Origin of the sequence: Terrimesophilobacter mesophilus, from assembly GCF_014200375.1 — a bacterium.
In the GTDB taxonomy this organism is placed as follows: domain Bacteria; phylum Actinomycetota; class Actinomycetes; order Actinomycetales; family Microbacteriaceae; genus Terrimesophilobacter; species Terrimesophilobacter mesophilus.
In genome coordinates, this window is record NZ_JACHBP010000001.1 from 1,432,048 (window position 1) to 1,447,184 (window position 15,137).

Genomic DNA, 15,137 nt, shown 5'->3' on the forward strand with positions numbered 1-15,137 from the left:
GCTGACGATGGCCTAGGCGATGGCCGCCTCGATGAGGCGGTGCAGCACGTGACGCGCGTGCTCGAGCTCTTCGAGAGGGAGGCCGAGCTTTGCGACGATCTGGCCGGGCACCGCAAGGGCCTTCTTGCGCAAAGCCACTCCTTCCGGGGAGAGGGTGACCGCGAGAGCACGCTCGTCACTACGGCTGCGCTCGCGGGTGAGGTAGCCCGCGTGCTCGAGTCGCTTGAGCAGGGGGGACAACGTCGCGGGCTCGAGCAGGAGCTCGGACCCCAGCTCCGAGACGGTGCGCGGACTCTTCTCCCAGAGCGCGAGCATGACGAGGTATTGCGGATGGGTGAGGCCGAGCGGTTCGAGCACCGGCCGGTAGAGCGCGATGACGCTCCGGGAGGCCGCGGCGAGGTTGAAGCAGACCTGCCACTCCAGGGCGAGCGGATTGTCCTGCGCCACTGCCATCGTCCACCTCCTCTTGATCCAGCCTAGCAGGTTTCTGTAGTACCCTAATAATGAGTGTACTGAGGAGTTTGGGATGGCATCGAAGGCGAACTGGGCGCATCGCCTGAACGCGGCGCTGTTTCCGTGGATCGGGCCGCCACCGCTCGGCCCCTACGGCGAGCCGGAGCTACCGCCGGCATCCGGCAAAGCGTGCCCGCTGTGCGCCCGGCCCATGGCGGAGCACACCATGACGAAGCGAGAGGGGCGGCCGACGCTGCTCCACTGCCCGAGGGAACTCGTCGCCTGAGCTCACCGGGGCCGGGCATCCGGCCTGCGCCTCCGGTCCCGAGGCATCCGGCTCTAGGGCAGCAGCAGCTCCTGCAGTTCGGCACTCGTGCCGACGGAGGCGATCGCGTCCTTGCTCTCCTCGGGCGATCCGTAACCCCATTCGACGTAGATCGCGGGGATGCCGTTCGCTTCAGCGCCCTCCACGTCGTAGTAGCGGTCGCCGACCATCACCGGGTTGCTGAGGTCCGCCTCGATCATCGTGAAGCGGTTGACCGCCTCGGCGATGACATCCTTCTTGGCGCTGCGGATCTCGTCGATCGATGAACCGGAGATCACTCGGAAGTACTGCGTGATGTTGCCGTGGTCGAGGATGAGCGATGCGGCGAATTCCGGCTTCGAGGTGGCGAGGGCCAGTGGGATTCCTGCCGAGTGGATATCACGCAGGATCCCTGAGACGCCAGGGTAGATCGGGCTGCCGTTCCCGCTGTTCGCGAGGTAGTGCTGCCGATAGATCGCGAGGGCCTGCGCGGACTCCACCTGGTTCATGCCCGCGCGGTCCCGGAAGGACTCGAGGATCGGCGGTCCCACCCAGGAACGAAGCTCCTCTTGCGATGGCACCGGCAGGCCGAGCTTCTCGAACATGAACCCGAGGGATGCCGTGATGCCGGGTGCGGAGTCGGCGATCGTCCCGTCCAGGTCGAACAGGATGCACGTCCACGGTGCCGACTTCGTGTGGTCAGTCATGTCGAGTCGAGCCTACCGGCGGTCAGAACAGACGCAGGTGCGAGTCGTCGAGACCGCGCATGGCGTCGTAGTCGAGCGTGACGCACCGGATGCCGCGGTCGGTCGCGAGGGTGCGCGCCTGCGGTTTGACCTCCTGGGCTGCGAACACACCGGCGACGGGCGCGAGCAGCGGGTCGCGGTTCATGAGCTCGAGGTAGCGGGTGAGCTGCTCGACCCCATCGATGTCGCCGCGCCGTTTGATCTCGACGGCCACGCTGCCGCCGTCGGCATCCCTCGCGAGAATGTCGACCGGGCCGATCGCCGTCATGTACTCGCGGCGCACGAGCCGGTATCCGTCGCCCAGCAATTCGATCTGCTCGGCGAGCAGGCGCTGGAGGTCGGCCTCGACGCCATCCTTCTGCAGGCCCGGATCGACGCCCAGCTCGTGCGAGCTGTCGTGCAGGATCTCATGGATGGAGATCACGAGCAGGTCGGCCGTCTTCACCTGGTTGACCTTCCAGAGCTCGACGACTCCGGCATCCGCCTGCTCGGGGTCGGGTTCGAGCACCGTGAGGACGCACGGTGGACTCATCCAGTTGAGCGGCTTGTAGGACAGGGAATCGGAGTGCACGAGCACGCTGCCGTCGCCCTTGAGCAGGAGCAGCCGGGTCGCGAGCGGAAGGTGCGCGCTCAGCCGACCGGCGTAGTCGACGGAACAGCGGGCAATCACGAGGCGCACGAGTTCGAGGGTAGCGTCCTCGACAGACTCCTGCAGAAGGCGCAGACTCGAAGGATCAGATCCATCTACGAGGAGGAATCATGGCATCCGTTGCGCGGGTAACCACCTTGAGCGTGAGTTCCGACACATCATTCGACGACGCGATCGCCGCCGGCATCGCCAGGGCGAACAAGACGCTTCGCGGTGTGACCGGAGCGTGGGTCAAGGAGCAGAAGGTCGAGGTCTCCGGCGGCGCAGTCGTCAGCTGGCGCGTCGTGCTCGAAGTGACCTTCGTGCTCGACGACTAAAGAGTCTTCGTACGGTCGCGGGCCGACCCCGATGCGACGCCTGCGACCACGATGAGCACGAGCACGAGCAGAAGCGCGTGCAGCAGTCCGAAGTGCTCGCCGAGGAAGCCGATGAGTGGCGGCCCGACGAGGAAGGCGCAGTAGCCGATCGTGGCGACGGCGCTCACTCTGGCCGCCGCCGTGCGCGGGTCGTCCGCGGCCGCCGACATCCCGGTCGGGAAGCCGAGCGCAGAGCCGAGACCCCACAGCACGACGCCGACTATCGCGATCCAGAGCACCGGCACGAAGATGAAGATGAGAAGTCCGAGCGCGGCGAGAACCGCGGATGCCCGGAGCACGGGAACCCGACCGTAGCGATCCAGAACGCGAGGGCCGGTGAGCCGCCCCAGAGTCATCGCGGTCACGAAGATCCCGAACACGACGGCGCCGGTCGGCCGGTCGACCCCATGGCCCTCCACCGCGGCGAGGGACAGCCAGTCGTTGGCTGAACCTTCCGCGAACGCCATGCCCAGAACGATGAGTCCGATGAGGAGGGTGCGCGGATCCTTCCAGATCGCCAGTCGCGACCGCCAGCCGTCCGGGGCGGCGGCATCGGTCTCGTCCGGCACGTGCAGGACCGTCTCGGACTGCGTCATCCGAACCGCCAGGAGGCCGACAGCGAACATGACCGCCGACACGATCCCCGCCTGCAGCGCGATGGAGACGTGCAGCAGTTCGGCGAGGGCTCCGAGGCCGGCCCCGATCATCGTGCCGAAGCTGAAGAAGGCGTGGAACACCGGCATGATCGTGCGGCCGAGGATGCGCTCGTTCACGGCGCCCGACAGGTTCATGGCGACGTCGCAGGTGGCCATCCCGACCCCGAAGATGGCGAGACCGGCGAACGCCACCCAATAGAGCTGTCCGAGCGTCACGGCGAGCCCGGCGACGACGAGCCCGACCGGCGCGACCACGAAGCACGCCGACATGACGGCGATCGCTCCGAAGCGGGCGAGCAGGTGACTCGACAGCAGAAGGCCCAGGATCGAACCGATCGCGATCGCGAAGATCAGGATGCCCATCTCGGCCGTCGACACGTCGAGGGCGGCCTTGACCGCCGGTGTCCTGGCCATCCAGCTGGCGATGCCGATGCCGCACAGCGCGAAGATGGTGAAGATGCCGTTTCGCCACGCGACGACCTCGCGTCGACTGAGGCCGGCCGGATAGGTCGTGGGAGTGTTCGGCATGACGATCCAGCCTATTCCGCTGGAGCATGGGCACCCGGCACGCGATGTCCACCGCACGGCGTTTGCTTCTAGGCTGAGAGGATGACCGATTCGATCCCCCTCAGCTCTGGAATCCACACCGACGAACTCGATCCGGCCATCCGGCCGCAGGATGACCTCTTCCGCCACGTGAACGGCAAGTGGATCGACCGGACCGAGATTCCCGCCGACAAGGCACGGTACGGCTCCTTCTACCTTCTCGCCGAAGAGGCGGAGAAGGCGGTTCGGGACATCATCGTCGAGGCGCAGGACGCCGAGCCCGGGACGGAGGAGCGCAAGTTCGGCGACCTGTTCGCGAGCTTCATGGACGAGGAGCGCGCCGAGGAGCTTGGCGGCACCCCGCTCGAGGCGATGCTCGCCGAGGTCGACGGGATCGATTCGATCGAGGGCGTACTGCGTGGGCTCGGACGCCTCGAGCGCACCGGCATCACCGGATTCGCACAGCTCTTCGTGGACAACGACCCCGGCAATCCGGAGCGCTATCTCGTCTTCATCGAGCAGGGTGGTCTCGGGCTGCCCGACGAGTCCTATTACCGCGAAGAGAAGTTCGCGGAGGTCCGCCGCGCATACCTTCCCTTCCTCGAGACGATGTTCGCGCTTGCGGGCGTCGACGACCCGAAGGAGTGCGCCCGCCGGGTGTTCGCCCTCGAGTCCGACATCGCGACCCACCACTGGGACAATGTCGCCAGTCGTGACAGCGAGAAGACCTACAACCTCCGATCCTGGTCCGAGGTCGGCGGCCCTGACCTGACGGGCTGGCTCGCCGAGCTCGATCCGCCGAAGAGCTCCTTCGATGAGGTCGTTCTCCGTCAGCCGAGTTTCCTGGAGGGCCTCGCGGCGCTGCTCGTCGATGACCGCGTTGAGGACTGGAAGGACTGGATGCGGTGGCAGGTCATCCGTTCGTCCGCGGCATACCTGTCGAGTGCATTCGTGACCGCGAACTTCGAGTTCTACGGGAAGACGCTCACCGGCACACCGGAGTTACGCGCTCGCTGGAAGCGAGGGGTCTCCTTCGTGGAGGGAATGATGGGCGAGGCCGTCGGCCGCACCTATGTCGACCGCCACTTCCCTCCCGCGGCCAAGACCGCGATGGATGTCCTCGTCGCGAACCTCATCGAGGCCTATCGGCAGAGCATCACCGGGCTGGCCTGGATGACGACCGTCACGCAGGGCAGGGCCCTCGAGAAGCTCGCCAAGTTCACCCCGAAGATCGGTTACCCGGTGAAGTGGCGCGACTACTCGAAGCTCGAAACGAGCGCTGACGACCTCATCGGCAACCTCCGCGCTGCGAGCGAGTTCGAGTTCCAGCGCGAGCTCGGCAAGATCGGCAAGCCACTCGATCGCGACGAATGGTTCATGACGCCGCAGACGATCAACGCGTACTACAACCCCGGCTTCAACGAGATCGTGTTCCCCGCCGCCATCCTGCAGTTCCCCTTCTTCGACGAGACGCGGGATGCGGCAGCCAACTACGGTGCGATCGGCGCGGTCATCGGCCACGAGATCGGCCACGGATTCGACGACCAGGGCTCGAAGTACGACGGTGACGGGCGTCTGACCGATTGGTGGACCGCTGAGGATCGCGCCGCCTTCGAGAAGCTCACGGGTGCACTCATCGCCCAGTACGACGCTCTCGCACCGCGGCAGGTTCCCGAGCACCACGTGAACGGAGCCCTCACGATCGGCGAGAACATCGGCGACCTCGGTGGGCTCGGGATCGCATGGAAGGCCTATCTGATCTCACTCGCCGGAGAAGAGCCGCCCGTCATCGACGGTATGACCGGCGCTGAGCGCTTCTTCCTGTCGTGGGCGCAGGCCTGGCAGCTGAAGGCGCGGGACGAGGAGGTCATCCGGCTGCTCGCGATCGATCCCCACTCACCGAACGAGTTCCGTTGCAATCAGATCGTTCGTAATCTCGATGATTTCTATGAGACCTTTAATGTGTCGGATTCTGACGAGCTGTGGCTCGCCCCTGAAGAACGCGTGACCATTTGGTAGCACCCACCCGGAATGTGATTCGCCGCGACCGGGTTCGCGAACGACGCGAGCCCCGGCACCGCGGAGCTGGAGGAGCGGAGAACTTCTCGAGCTCATTCACTGCGCTCGGATTGCTGGGTTACGACGGAGCTCACGTGTCGGCGAACGTCGTGGATCTCACGAGTGGCCTCGTGCTGTGCGCGATCGATGACCGCATCGTCCTGCCGACGGCGAGCGTCGGCAAGGTGCTCCTGCTCATCGAGGTGTCCGCCCGCCTGACCGCGCGGGAGTTCTCCGGCTACGGGATACTCGACAAGTCCCTGCGCGATGGCGCCGCCGACTCCGGGATCTGGCAACACCTCCAGGCGCCGTCACTGCCCGTCGCGGATCTCGGCGCCCTGGTCGGGGCGACGAGCGACAATCTCGCGACGAATGTCCTGCTGCGGCAGGTCGGACTCGACGCCGTGCGTGCGCGGACGGAGTCCCTCGGTCTGGCGCGCACAGCACTCCTCGATCTCGTACGGGAGACCAGGGGGCCGGATGACGCCCCCCAACTCTCGGTCGGATCGACGGCCGAACTCGCGTGGCTGTTCGGGGCGCTCTACCGCGGACAGGTCGTCGATGAGGTGACGAGCCGGCGCGTCATGGGATGGCTCTCACTCAACACTGACCTCTCCATGGTGGCCAGCGCGTTCGGCCTCGATCCGCTCGCACATCGAGCGGTGGATCACGGCATCCAGCTCGTGAACAAGACGGGGTCGGATGTCGGCGTGCGCAGCGAGGTCGGCATCCTGAGAGGTCCGCGTGCCGTGGTCTCCTATGCGGTCACCGTACAGTTCCGGGACGACTCCATGGCCCGCAGGCTCCGATCGCTCGAGGCCATGCGTACGGTCGGGTTCGACCTGCTCGAGTACGTGCACTGATTTCCGACCGGATCGAAATTCATCCCCAAAAGGACTTGGCTCTGTATATCGGTTGATGGTACTGTGCAATCTGCACCCGAGTTCTGCGAACCCGAATCGTTGAACTAAACCCCCGACGGGTGCGGTGAAGAAGGTGATTGCCCGACACCGATCCCGGCCGTCCCCCCGGCCGCATCACTGAGCCCGACGCTCCCTGACTTACCCTCGATCTGATGTCTTCTGAATGGCATCCGAGTCATCGTCGTTGTGCTTCGGCGCGCTCGCTTGATGATGCAACAACACCCGAAAGCTCAACAGCTTGTTGTCATTTATGAAGGAGTAACCCCCACATGAAATCCAAGAAATTACTGGCGATCGGGAGCGCAATGCTCCTGGTGGCCGGCTTCGTCTCCCTGGGAGCGTCGCCCGCCAATGCGGACAACGACAGCAACTCGAACGAGGTCACCTATTGGCAGAACCAGTACCCCGGATCCACCTGCTACAAGTTCAACCTGGACGACAGCAGCCCTTACGGCGCGGTGACCAATGACCAGAAGGCGGTCACGCTTTCCGGGTCCAGCACCTGGGTCGCCCTGATCGTGAACGGCGGGAGCGGCGACACAGTCATCGCACCTCCGGAGTCCGGCGTGGCCTACTACCCACCACTGAACAACGGTGGCCAGCCCCCGACCATTTCCCACTGGATCGTGTGTATCAACACGACTCCTCCGCCCGTGACGACGGTTCCGGCCGCGACGTTCACGGATGTGTGTGGTATCGCCAACGATTCCTACTCCGCCCCGGCGGACACGGCGTCGATCGATTACTCGACCACGGATAACCGGGTCAATGGTGTCGGCACGGTGACGGTGACGGCGGCTCCCCAGTCGGGTTACACCTTCGCGGATGGTGCGTACACGGGTCCGTGGTCGCACACGTTCACCGACGAGGTGTGTCCCACCGAGGTCACGACGGTCCCGGTTGCGACGTTCACTGACATGTGCGGCACGGCCAACGACTCCTACTCCGCCCCGGCGGACACGGACGGGATCCACTACTCGGTCGTGGATTCCCGGGTCGATGGTGTCGGCACGGTGACGGTGACGGCGGCTCCCCAGTCGGGTTACGTGTTCGCGGATGGCGCCTACACCGGCCCCTGGTCGCACACGTTCACCGACGAGGTGTGCCCCATCGAAGTGGTGACGGTCCCGCTCGCCACCTTCACGGATGCGTGCGGTACGGCCAACGATTCCTACTCCGCCCCGACGGACACCGCTGAAATCGACTACACGGTCGTCGATTCTCGCGTCAACGGTGTCGGCACGGTGACGGTGACGGCGGCTCCCCAGGTGGGATACGTGTTCGCGGATGGTGCCTACACCGGCCCCTGGTCGCACACGTTCACCAATGCGGATTGTGTCGTCGACAATTTCGTGGTTCCGGATCCGACTGATCAGAGCTGCTCCGTGACGGGTGATGGTATTCCCGTCAGCGGTTACATCTGGGTCGATCTGGGCGGCAACCTCGGCAACGAGATCAGCTACCAGATCGTGGGCGGCACGTACAACTACACGGCGACTCAGGAGATCAACAACCTGCCTCCGGGTACTTACACGGTGACGGCGACGGCGAAGCCGGGATTCACGTTGGATTCCTCGAAGGCTTCGTCGTGGACCCTCACGATCGGGTCGGCCGAAAACTGCGACCTGATCACGCACCCGTTGATCTCGACGACGGCGACGTTCAAGAACATCACCTGCAGTGCGGGCGGCAGCTACACGCTGGCGGCCACTGAGGGTGTTCTGTGGTTCGTCAACGGTTCGTCGACACCGACGGCTCCGGGGACGTACCACGTCACGAGTGCTACGACGGTGAACATCCAGGCGCAGACGACTGGTCCGGATTACGGTTGGGAACAGGACGCCCAGACTTCCTGGACGTTCGACTTCACCACTCCGGCGGACTGCCTGCCCACGCTGGCATTCACCGGGTCCGACAGCGCCCCCATCGGGTTGCTGCTCGCCGGCGGATTCCTGCTGCTCGGTGGAACCATCATCGCTTTCGAGCGGAGGCTCCGTAAGACAGCACGGTAATACCGGCGCCATAGAGTTCAGGTGTCCCGCTCTCCCGCTTCGGGTGGGGAGGTGGGGCACCTGAATCTTTATGTCCGGACCGACGATCCTGAAAGCCACCTGATCAGAGGCCCGGAGACCGGCGCTACGCTAAGTGGTGGTCGCCGGATACCCGGGTCACCGAATCGAACGGAGTGATGATGCGAGGCAAGCTCGTACTGCTGGTCGGAATCGGCATCGGTTACGTGCTCGGCGCGCGCGCCGGACGCGAGCGCTACAACGAGATCAAGCGTTCGGTCAGCAGATTCTGGAACGATCCGCGCGTGCAGCACCAGGTGCAGAATGTCGAGGAGTTCGCGAAGGACAAGGCACCGGATGTCGTCGACTTCCTCGGTGAGACCGCGAAGAAGGTCGTCACGCGGTCGTCTTCGGGCTCATCAAAGGGTTCGACCGCGAAGGCGCGTTCTGCGAACGGGAAGTCGTCGTCGACGACCAGGAGCTCCTCGACGTCGGCGAAGAAGTAGCCGAAGCGGAGTATAATTGTGACAGACCAGAACAGCACGCGCGCTCAGAAACGCTCGCTCATCAGTCTGGTCGCCAGCCTTCCCGGGTTGCTGATCGAACTGGTGAAGAGCGAACTCGAACAACTCAAGACCGAGTTGATCCGCAAGGCTAAACATGCGGGAATAGGCATAGGCTTCCTCGCGGCGGCCGGTGTGTTCGCCTTCTTCGCCGTGGGAGTCCTCACGGCGGCGGCCATCCTCGGTCTTGCCGTCGTCCTGCCGGCGTGGCTCGCCGCACTCATCGTCGCAGCGGTCCTCCTCGTGGCCGTCACGATCTTCGTCCTCCTGGGAGTCGCTCAACTGAAGAAGACGAGCCCGGAGCCGACGGAGACCATCGCGAGCGTCCGCAGCGACATCCGTGCCATCAAGGGCACCACGAAGCGGAGTAGACCATGACGACAAGCAGCGCTCGGACCGCGTCAGCGCGCGCGGAGCTCGAGGAGACCCTCGACGCGATCGAGGACAAGTTGAACGTTCCGAAGCAGGTCGGTCTTCTCGGCGAACGGGCCCGCGACTCCTGGGAGCGTAATCCGGTGCCGTGGATCATCGGCGCGACGGCGGCCGTCATCGTCGTCGGAGGAATCGTCGCCTGGGCGATATTCGGCGACGACTGACCCGATAGCGCCGCGCTTTTGGCGCCTGCGCCCCGCGGGGGCAGGATAGAGGGCATGAGTTCCCGCCACCCGAGCACTGCATGATCACACGGCTCAACCACAAACCCCTCGCGGGGTGGCGTGTTCTGGTTCCGCGGGGTGGCGAGTGGGGAAACAGTGTCGCCGCGACGCTTCGCCAGAAAGGCGCAGTGCCCGTCATCGCGCCGATGACCAACTTCGCGGCGACCGAGAACTCCGAGGAACTCGCGCACTCCTTCACACGACTGTCCGACGGCGAATTCGAATGGCTCGTCGTCACGAGTTCGACGACGGTGGATGTCCTCGTCGGTCACGCCGTTCGGGTGCCGGAGCACACGAAGATCGCTGCCGTGGGCGAATCGACGACCTCCGCTCTGGTGCTCGCAGGGTACCGAGTCGACCTCGCACCGGCGAAAGACAACTCGTCCCGGGGGCTGGTCAAGGAGTGGCGATCCGCCCCGCCGAAAGAGAGGGTCCTCGTCCCGCAATCCGAAGACTCGGATGATGTGCTCGTGACGGGACTGATCGAACTCGGGATCGCGGTCGAGTTCGTCACGGCGTACCGAACCGTCGGCGTGGCCGTGCCGAGGGACGTCGCGGACGACGTCGCATCCGGAGCGATCCAGGGGGTGCTCATCACGTCGGGCAGTGTCGCCCGACAGATTCAGACACAGCTGGCGCCCCTCCCGGAGGAGACCGTGGTCGCTGCGATCGGCCCGCGGACGGCGTTCGATGCGAGAGCGGCGGGTATCCGGGTGGATGTCATCGCGGAGTCCCGCACCGCTGACGCGCTCGTCGCGGCGCTCATCGAGGGTGTCGTCAGATAACCGTCATGGGTGCGTGGGCCGCGACCGCCCCGAGCAGGAACGCGATGCCGAGCAGGGGGGCGACGCCCTGGATGAGTGCTGCGCGCCACATCCGTCGCTCCGTGATGAGGAGGACGATGCTTGCGAGCACCATGGATGACAGTGCCACGAGTACGACCCACTTGCCTGCCACCGGGTTGCCCCAGCCCAGCAGGAGGAGGCCGAGCACAGTCGCGAGCGCGAGGAACAGGTTGTAGAAGCCCTGGTTGAAGGCCATCGGCTCCACGACATCCGCGTCGGCCTGCGACTTCAGGCCGAACCGTCGCCAGATGGCCGGCTTCGCCCAGAGCACGCTCTCCAGGGCGAAGATCGCGATGTGGATCACGGCGGCGATGACGGCGAGGACGACGGCGAGAACCTGCAGTGTTGTGATCATGAGCGATAGTGTTTCACGGTACGCTCTCCGGCGCCATTGACCCGAATGGCGAGCCATGCGGTGTCGCCGAGTGGGAGAGGCCCGCATGCCCGACACCATCACGACGACCTGCTGCATCTCCGGCGGCGGGCCGGCCGGTATCACGCTCGGCCTGCTGCTCGCCAGGGCCGGCGTCGACACGGTCGTACTGGAGAAGCACCTCGACTTCTTCCGCGACTTCCGCGGTGACACGATTCATCCCTCGACGATCGACCTCATCGACCAGCTCGGCCTGCGCGCGAAGTTCGATGCCATCCCGCAGAGCGAGATCCACACCCTGGACGTCGTCGTGAACGGTAACCGGCTGACCCCGGTCGACTTCTCGAAGCTTCACCGGAAGAACGATTACATCGCGCTCATGCCGCAGTGGGACTTCCTGTCCCTGTTCGCGGAGGAGGGCGCGAAGTACCCGAACTTCCATCTCATGATGGGGGCAGAGGCGACCGGAATCCTGCGCGAGGGCGGTGACGCGGATGCCCGAGTGCGCGGCGTCACCGCGACGACCCAGACCGGGCCGGTCGAGATCGAGGCGGTGCTCACCGTCGCGGCGGATGGCAGGGACTCGTCCGTTCGCGACGCTGCCGGTCTCGTCCCGGTGGACTTCGGGGTCGCCATCGACCTGCTGTGGTTCCGGCTGCCGCGCACGACGGTGAATCCGCCCGACACCCTCGCCTATCTCGATGCGGAGTCGATGGTCATCACGATCCCCCGCCACGACTACTACCAGGCGGGGATGCTCATTCCCAAGGGCGGCTACCCAGAGGTTCAGGATGCGCGGATCGAGGAGTTCCGCGCCCGCATCGTACGCGTCGCACCGTTCCTGGCCGAGGTCGTCGACTCCCTGAAGGACTGGGACCAGGTGAAGCTGCTCACCGTGCAGGTGGACCGTCTGCAACAGTGGTGGCAGGACGGCCTGCTGTGCATCGGCGACGCGGCGCACGCGATGTCCCCCGCATTCGGCGTCGGGGTGAACTATGCGATCCAGGATGCCGTGGCGTCTGCGAACCTTCTCGTCGATGCCCTGAGGGCTGGGGCGGTCACGACCGAGGAGCTCGCCAGGGTGCAGGCGAGGAGGCTGCCGCCGGTGGCGCGAATGCAGCCGATCCAGTTGCGGCTGCACAACGTCATCGCGAAGCCCGGTGGCGGGGGCTTCCTCACGAACCCGATGCGCTGGTGGCAACGGGCGATCGCGGCCGTGCTCCTGCCGATCCTTCGGCAGCTGTCAGCGCGCATCGTCGGACGCGGGTTCCGTCCGGAGGTCATCGAACCGCAGCTCGATCCCCGTTGACGAGGCAGCGCGTCAGCCGAAGAGGGCGCGCACTTCCGCGTAGCGGGCATCCGGCACCGTCTTGAGCGAACCGAGCGCGGCCTCGAACGGAACATCCACGATGTCGGTGCCCTGGAGTGCGACCATGAAGCCCCACTTCTCCTCGAGGACCATCTGCAGCGCACCCCAGCCGAGACGCGTCGCGAGGACCCGGTCGTACGCGGTGGGCGTGCCCCCGCGCTGGATGTGGCCGAGTGTGGTGGCTCGTGTCTCGATGCCCGTGCGCTCCTCGATGAGCGGTGCGAGGACTTCTCCGATGCCGCCGAGACGCGGTCGACCGAAGGCGTCGAGTCCGCGCTCGCTGTGGACATCCGTCATCGTGTCGAGGAGAAACCCCTCAGCGACGGCGACGAGCGGAGCCCTGCCACGAAGGTGTGCACGGGTGACCCACTCGCAGATCTCCTCGATCGACAGCTTCTGCTCCGGAATCAGGATGGCGTGCGCGCCTGCCGCGACCCCGGAGTGGAGGGCGATCCAGCCGACGTGGCGACCCATGACCTCGGCGACCATGCAGCGGTCATGCGAGTCGCCCGTCGTGCGCAGGCGATCCATGGCCTCCGTCGCGATCTCGACCGCGGTGTCGAAACCGAAGGTGTAGTCCGTCGCGTCGAGGTCGTTGTCCACCGTCTTCGGGACGCCGACGATGGGGATGCCGAGGTCGGACAGTCGCTTCGCCGCCGCGAGGGTTCCCTCGCCGCCGATGGCGACGAGCGCATCCATCGAGTGGCGCTCCATGACCTCGCGGACTCGATCGGGCCCGCCGTATTCGAAGGGGTTGGTGCGCGACGTGCCGAGGATCGTCCCGCCGTGTTTGCTGATCCCCATGATGTGGTGGCGCTCGAGCCTGAAGATGTCCTCCTCCAGGAGGCCCTTCCAGCCGTTGCGGATTCCGAGGAAGTCGAGTTGGTGCAACTGGATCCCGCTGAACACGATCGCGCGGATGACCGCGTTGAGTCCCGGTGCGTCTCCGCCGCTCGTGAGGATGCCGATTGCCATGCAACCATCTTGGTGCACGCGACCCCGTGCCGGTGACGCGATGACGCGATGACGCCGGGGGTCAGTCCTCGTCGTCGGTGAACGTCGAGGGACCGGACCCGGGTTCGTCTTCCTCGGCCGCCAGCTTCTTGAGGAGCTCGTCCGCCTGCTTCTTCGAGTCGTCGGCGTGTTCAGGATCCCAGGCCGCAGGACCGCCCTGGTTCGCGAAGGGATCGAAGTCGGCCATATCGTGTCCCCTTCCGTGAGAGCCGGGCGCTTTCTGCCGTTGGTGGAGTTTAACCAGCGGCGGGTCCGTAGGTAAAGAGCCCGGCGGGGTCGTACGCCTTTCTCACAGTCTCCAGCCTCGAGAAGATCTCCGGCGGCCAGGCGCTTTCGAAGTGGGCGCGGGAGCTGAAGGCACCCGCGAAGTTGACCATGGTCTGGGGCGCCACCCAGGGTGCTAGTGCGTCGGACAGGGCGCCACCGGCGGCCGGAAGCACCGTCGCGAACAGGGCAGGGTCGGGAACGCCGATCGAGTACAGCGAGAATCGGCCAGACCGTCCGCCTGCGGCCGACCCCTCAGGGACATCGACCGCCGTCCGTCCGCCGAGGTGCCTCAGTTCGGTGATCATGAGCGGAGTCTGCACGCCGGCGCCGAGCTGGCCGAGGACGACCGTCGCGAGTTCCTGGTCCACCCCCGTCAGCAATGCGCCGATGTCCCACGCGGGGAGAGGATCGGTCGGGTCGTTGTGGATGAGGCCCATCTTCGAGGTCGGAAGCTCGCCGATCATGTCCATGATGGCCGGGGCGAGCGAGCGGAGGGGCGCCACGAGGCGCTCCCCGTCCTCCGCGCTGCCCGGATACGCGAACCGCAGGGCGATCGCGTGTCGTCCGCGGAGAGGCTCGGGGACGAACTCGGCAGGGGGAAAACGGATGATGGCGATCGACGTGGTCACGTCATCCGGCGCGCTCGTCGTCCAGTCGATCCATCCCCGCAGAACCGTCTCGATGTGCGGGGTGTCGAAGATGACGGCGCCGCCGTAGATGAGGGGGAGGTCCACGAGCTCGATGCTCATCCCGGTGACGACGCCGAGCCCGCCCTTGCCTCCGCGCAACGCCCAGAACAGGTCCGGGTTCTCCGTTGCGCTCGCCGTCATGGCCTCGCCGTCTCGCGTGACGATGCGGAACGAGCGCGCGTAGTCGGAGGTGTAGCCGTGACTCCGAGCGAGCGGGCCGATGCCGCCGCCGAGGGTGAGGCCGATGGCGCCCACGTCCGGGGATGAGCCGGTGATCGCGGTGAGTCCGAACGGGGCGGCGGCCGCCTGCACCGCCTCCCACTTGAGCCCCGCGCCGACAGTGGCGATGTGCGTCTCGGGGTCGACGTGCAGGCTGTCGAGGCGCCTGGTGACGATGAGCATGCCATCCGTGACGGGAGCGGCCGGACCGTGTCCGGTGGCCAGCACTCGGATCGGCAGGTCATGCCTGGCGGCGAAGCGCACGGCCTCGACGACATCCGCTTCGCTCGTGACGCCGACGGCGACGAGCGGGTGGAAGCTCGCGGCGAGGTTGAATCCGCTGACCTCTTCGGCGAAGCCCGCGTCGTCGGGGTTGAGAACGGTTCCTGCGACGTGGGCGCGCAGGTCTGACAGATCAGGACTCGGGTTCATGATTCGACAG

18 protein-coding genes are annotated in these 15,137 nt (G+C 65.9%); 10 read left to right on the top strand and 8 right to left on the bottom strand.

All coding sequences use genetic code 11. The features are described 5' to 3' along the window. Positions 1 to 12 precede the first annotated feature (12 nt). On the bottom strand, positions 13 to 453 hold the full coding sequence (locus BKA04_RS07165; protein ID WP_104095800.1) for a MarR family winged helix-turn-helix transcriptional regulator: 441 nt from the start codon (positions 451 to 453) through the stop codon (positions 13 to 15). A 73-nt stretch (positions 454 to 526) separates the two neighbouring features. Between BKA04_RS07165 and BKA04_RS07170 the strand changes: the two genes are divergently transcribed. Next, complete coding sequence (locus BKA04_RS07170; RefSeq protein WP_104095801.1) at positions 527 to 739, top strand: hypothetical protein; 213 nt, start codon at positions 527 to 529, stop codon at positions 737 to 739. A 53-nt stretch (positions 740 to 792) separates the two neighbouring features. Here BKA04_RS07170 and BKA04_RS07175 read toward each other — a convergent pair whose 3' ends face one another. Together BKA04_RS07175 and nucS are read right to left on the bottom strand one after the other, a co-directional pair. Further along, positions 793 to 1,464, bottom strand: coding sequence for an HAD hydrolase-like protein (locus BKA04_RS07175; protein ID WP_104095802.1), 672 nt, complete (start codon positions 1,462 to 1,464; stop codon positions 793 to 795). A 22-nt stretch (positions 1,465 to 1,486) separates the two neighbouring features. Continuing rightward, the gene (gene nucS / locus BKA04_RS07180) at positions 1,487 to 2,182 is read right to left on the bottom strand and encodes an endonuclease NucS (protein ID WP_104095803.1); all 696 of its coding nucleotides are present in this window, start codon (positions 2,180 to 2,182) and stop codon (positions 1,487 to 1,489) included. 80 nt (positions 2,183 to 2,262) lie between these two features. On the opposite strand from nucS, the gene BKA04_RS07185 reads away from it, so the two are divergent. After that, on the top strand, positions 2,263 to 2,469 hold the full coding sequence (locus BKA04_RS07185) for a dodecin family protein (RefSeq protein ID WP_104095804.1): 207 nt from the start codon (positions 2,263 to 2,265) through the stop codon (positions 2,467 to 2,469). On the opposite strand, the gene BKA04_RS07190 is transcribed toward BKA04_RS07185, so the two are convergent. Beyond that, on the bottom strand, positions 2,466 to 3,692 hold the full coding sequence (locus BKA04_RS07190; RefSeq protein WP_104095805.1) for an MFS transporter: 1,227 nt from the start codon (positions 3,690 to 3,692) through the stop codon (positions 2,466 to 2,468). The two genes, BKA04_RS07185 and BKA04_RS07190, sit on opposite strands and share 4 nt — an antisense overlap. A gap of 81 nt (positions 3,693 to 3,773) precedes the next feature. Between BKA04_RS07190 and BKA04_RS07195 the strand changes: the two genes are divergently transcribed. The 7 genes from BKA04_RS07195 to BKA04_RS07225 all read left to right on the top strand — a co-directional run bounded on the left by BKA04_RS07195 (position 3,774) and on the right by BKA04_RS07225 (position 10,704). Next, positions 3,774 to 5,729 (top strand): M13 family metallopeptidase, encoded by a 1,956-nt coding sequence (locus BKA04_RS07195; RefSeq protein WP_104095806.1) that lies wholly within the window; start codon positions 3,774 to 3,776, stop codon positions 5,727 to 5,729. 17 nt (positions 5,730 to 5,746) lie between these two features. Beyond that, entirely contained in the window at positions 5,747 to 6,631 is an 885-nt protein-coding gene (locus tag BKA04_RS07200) for a serine hydrolase (protein ID WP_408646464.1), read from the top strand. A gap of 329 nt (positions 6,632 to 6,960) precedes the next feature. Beyond that, positions 6,961 to 8,703: a hypothetical protein gene (locus BKA04_RS07205; RefSeq protein WP_134542259.1), complete on the top strand. Its 1,743-nt coding sequence runs from the start codon at positions 6,961 to 6,963 to the stop codon at positions 8,701 to 8,703. Positions 8,704 to 8,882: 179 nt separating this feature from the next. Next, positions 8,883 to 9,206, top strand: coding sequence for a hypothetical protein (locus BKA04_RS07210; RefSeq protein ID WP_104096682.1), 324 nt, complete (start codon positions 8,883 to 8,885; stop codon positions 9,204 to 9,206). A gap of 18 nt (positions 9,207 to 9,224) precedes the next feature. Continuing rightward, positions 9,225 to 9,641 (top strand): phage holin family protein, encoded by a 417-nt coding sequence (locus tag BKA04_RS07215; RefSeq protein WP_104095809.1) that lies wholly within the window; start codon positions 9,225 to 9,227, stop codon positions 9,639 to 9,641. After that, positions 9,638 to 9,859 (top strand): DUF3618 domain-containing protein, encoded by a 222-nt coding sequence (locus BKA04_RS07220; protein ID WP_104095810.1) that lies wholly within the window; start codon positions 9,638 to 9,640, stop codon positions 9,857 to 9,859. Before BKA04_RS07215 ends, BKA04_RS07220 begins: the two co-directional genes overlap by 4 nt. Before the next feature lie 80 nt (positions 9,860 to 9,939). Next, the gene (locus BKA04_RS07225; protein WP_104095811.1) at positions 9,940 to 10,704 is read left to right on the top strand and encodes a uroporphyrinogen-III synthase; all 765 of its coding nucleotides are present in this window, start codon (positions 9,940 to 9,942) and stop codon (positions 10,702 to 10,704) included. On the opposite strand, the gene BKA04_RS07230 is transcribed toward BKA04_RS07225, so the two are convergent. Then, positions 10,697 to 11,119: a DUF1304 domain-containing protein gene (locus tag BKA04_RS07230; protein ID WP_198413303.1), complete on the bottom strand. Its 423-nt coding sequence runs from the start codon at positions 11,117 to 11,119 to the stop codon at positions 10,697 to 10,699. The two genes, BKA04_RS07225 and BKA04_RS07230, sit on opposite strands and share 8 nt — an antisense overlap. Positions 11,120 to 11,204: 85 nt before the next feature. Here BKA04_RS07230 and BKA04_RS07235 point away from each other — a divergent pair, with 85 nt between their 5' ends. Continuing rightward, on the top strand, positions 11,205 to 12,446 hold the full coding sequence (locus BKA04_RS07235) for an FAD-dependent oxidoreductase (RefSeq protein ID WP_104096684.1): 1,242 nt from the start codon (positions 11,205 to 11,207) through the stop codon (positions 12,444 to 12,446). A 12-nt stretch (positions 12,447 to 12,458) separates the two neighbouring features. Here BKA04_RS07235 and BKA04_RS07240 read toward each other — a convergent pair whose 3' ends face one another. The 3 genes from BKA04_RS07240 to BKA04_RS07250 form a co-directional block, all read right to left on the bottom strand. Then, positions 12,459 to 13,481: a 6-phosphofructokinase gene (locus BKA04_RS07240; RefSeq protein ID WP_104095812.1), complete on the bottom strand. Its 1,023-nt coding sequence runs from the start codon at positions 13,479 to 13,481 to the stop codon at positions 12,459 to 12,461. Positions 13,482 to 13,542: 61 nt separating this feature from the next. Further along, positions 13,543 to 13,707 carry a hypothetical protein gene (locus BKA04_RS07245; RefSeq protein WP_167309694.1) on the bottom strand — a complete coding sequence of 55 codons (165 nt, stop codon included), beginning with the start codon at positions 13,705 to 13,707 and terminating at the stop codon, positions 13,543 to 13,545. Between the two features lie 49 nt (positions 13,708 to 13,756). After that, positions 13,757 to 15,127, bottom strand: a complete 1,371-nt coding sequence (locus tag BKA04_RS07250; RefSeq protein WP_104095813.1) for an FAD-binding oxidoreductase — start codon at positions 15,125 to 15,127, stop codon at positions 13,757 to 13,759. Between the last annotated feature and the right edge of the window lie 10 nt (positions 15,128 to 15,137).